A 1,940-nucleotide genomic window follows, 5' to 3' on the forward strand; every position below is an offset into this window, starting at 1 on the left:
GCCAGGCCTCAGCATTTTATTATGGTGATCCCCTGGGCGAAATGCGCCTGGTAAGCAGAGTTTTTGAAATGTAAGGCCTTTGAATAAGACAAAAGGCTGCCTCATCGCTAACTTTGCAACAGTGCCATTTTAAGCGTTATGCTAAGCCCAGGAAGCCGCAGGATCTTTTGAACCACAACTGCATTAACGTCCGCTATTCTGATACGAGTGGATTGTACGCCTGGGAATTCGAGAAAGATGCTCAGAAATTCAGTCTGAAAGTCAAAGGGCAATATATTGCGAACAGCACGATTCATCAGCTCGATGCAGCATTAGACGGGCTGGGGATTGCCTATATTCCCGAGTATGTTGCAGATGGATATATCAAAAGCGGCAAGCTGATTGCTGTTCTGACCGAGTGGTGTCCATATTTTGACGGCTACCATATTTATTATCCTCACCGCCGACAGGATTCTCCTGCGTTTATGGCTTTTCTGCAAGTTTTGCGTGACAGGTACAATAATGGAATAAGATAAATTTATGAGTAAAGGATTATGTCCACGATAAGCACCTGGGTCGATTCCTGGGAGGCGGCCATGAGGGTAGGGAAGCGCCGTCCCGTCAAGTCAGCGTAATGCTCTGCCAGTGTTACAACCAATTAACCAATTCTGATTAGAAAAACTCATCGAGCATCAAATGAAACTGCAATTTATTCATATCAGGATTATCAATACCATATTTTTGAAAAAGCCGTTTCTGTAATGAAGGAGAAAACTCACCGAGGCAGTTCCATAGGATGGCAAGATCCTGGTATCGGTCTGCGATTCCGACTCGTCCAACATCAATACAACCTATTAATTTCCCCTCGTCAAAAATAAGGTTATCAAGTGAGAAATCACCATGAGTGACGACTGAATCCGGTGAGAATGGCAAAAGCTTATGCATTTCTTTCCAGACTTGTTCAACAGGCCAGCCATTACGCTCGTCATCAAAATCACTCGCATCAACCAAACCGTTATTCATTCGTGATTGCGCCTGAGCGAGACGAAATGCGCGATCGCTGTTAAAAGGACAATTACAAACAGGAATCGAATGCAACCGGCGCAGGAACGCTGCCAGCGCATCAACAATATTTTCACCTGAATCAGGATATTCTTCTAATACCTGGAATGCTGTTTTCCCGGGGATCGCAGTGGTGAGTAACCATGCATCATCAGGAGTACGGATAAAATGCTTGATGGTCGGAAGAGGCATAAATGCCGTCAGCCAGTTTAGTCTGACCATCTCATCTGTAACATCATTGGCAACGCTACCTTTGCCATGTTTCAGAAACAACTCTGGCGCATCGGGCTTCCCATACAATCGATAGATTGTCGCACCTGATTGCCCGACATTATCGCGAGCCCATCTATACCCATATAAATCAGCATCCAGGTTGGAATTTAATCGCGGCCTCGAGCAAGACGTTTCCCGTTGAATATGGCTCATAACACCCCTTGTATTACTGTTTATGTAAGCAGACAGTTTTATTGTTCATGATGATATATTTTTATCGGCACTGTTGCAAATAGTCGGTGGTGATAAACTTATCATCCCCTTTTGCTGATGGAGCTGCACATGAACCCATTCAAAGGCCGGCATTTTCAGCGTGACATCATTCTGTGGGCCGTACGCTGGTACTGCAAATACGGCATCAGTTACCGTGAGCTGCAGGAGATGCTGGCTGAACGCGGAGTGAATGTCGATCACTCCACGATTTACCGCTGGGTTCAGCGTTATGCGCCTGAAATGGAAAAACGGCTGCGCTGGTACTGGCGTAACCCTTCCGATCTTTGCCCGTGGCACATGGATGAAACCTACGTGAAGGTCAATGGCCGCTGGGCGTATCTGTACCGGGCCGTCGACAGCCGGGGCCGCACTGTCGATTTTTATCTCTCCTCCCGTCGTAACAGCAAAGCTGC

Annotated in this window: 2 protein-coding genes and 1 pseudogene; 2 read left to right on the top strand and 1 reads right to left on the bottom strand. The window is 46.6% G+C overall.

The window, feature by feature from the left end; genetic code table 11:
- The first annotated feature begins 113 nt into the window (after nt 1-113).
- Nucleotides 114-515 (top strand): LysR substrate-binding domain-containing protein, encoded by a 402-nt coding sequence (locus tag FTT74_RS13790; protein ID WP_001183556.1) that lies wholly within the window; start codon nt 114-116, stop codon nt 513-515.
- Nucleotides 516-651: 136 nt separating this feature from the next.
- On the opposite strand, the gene FTT74_RS13795 is transcribed toward FTT74_RS13790, so the two are convergent.
- Nucleotides 652-1,467, bottom strand: coding sequence for an APH(3')-I family aminoglycoside O-phosphotransferase (locus FTT74_RS13795; protein WP_000018323.1), 816 nt, complete (start codon nt 1,465-1,467; stop codon nt 652-654).
- Between the two features lie 129 nt (nt 1,468-1,596).
- On the opposite strand from FTT74_RS13795, the pseudogene FTT74_RS13800 reads away from it, so the two are divergent.
- Nucleotides 1,597-1,940 (top strand): annotated as a pseudogene (locus FTT74_RS13800) (IS6-like element IS26 family transposase); the annotation flags it as partial.

Origin of the sequence: Acinetobacter sp. YH01007 (genome assembly GCF_013420425.1) — a bacterium.
In the GTDB taxonomy this organism is placed as follows: domain Bacteria; phylum Pseudomonadota; class Gammaproteobacteria; order Pseudomonadales; family Moraxellaceae; genus Acinetobacter; species Acinetobacter towneri.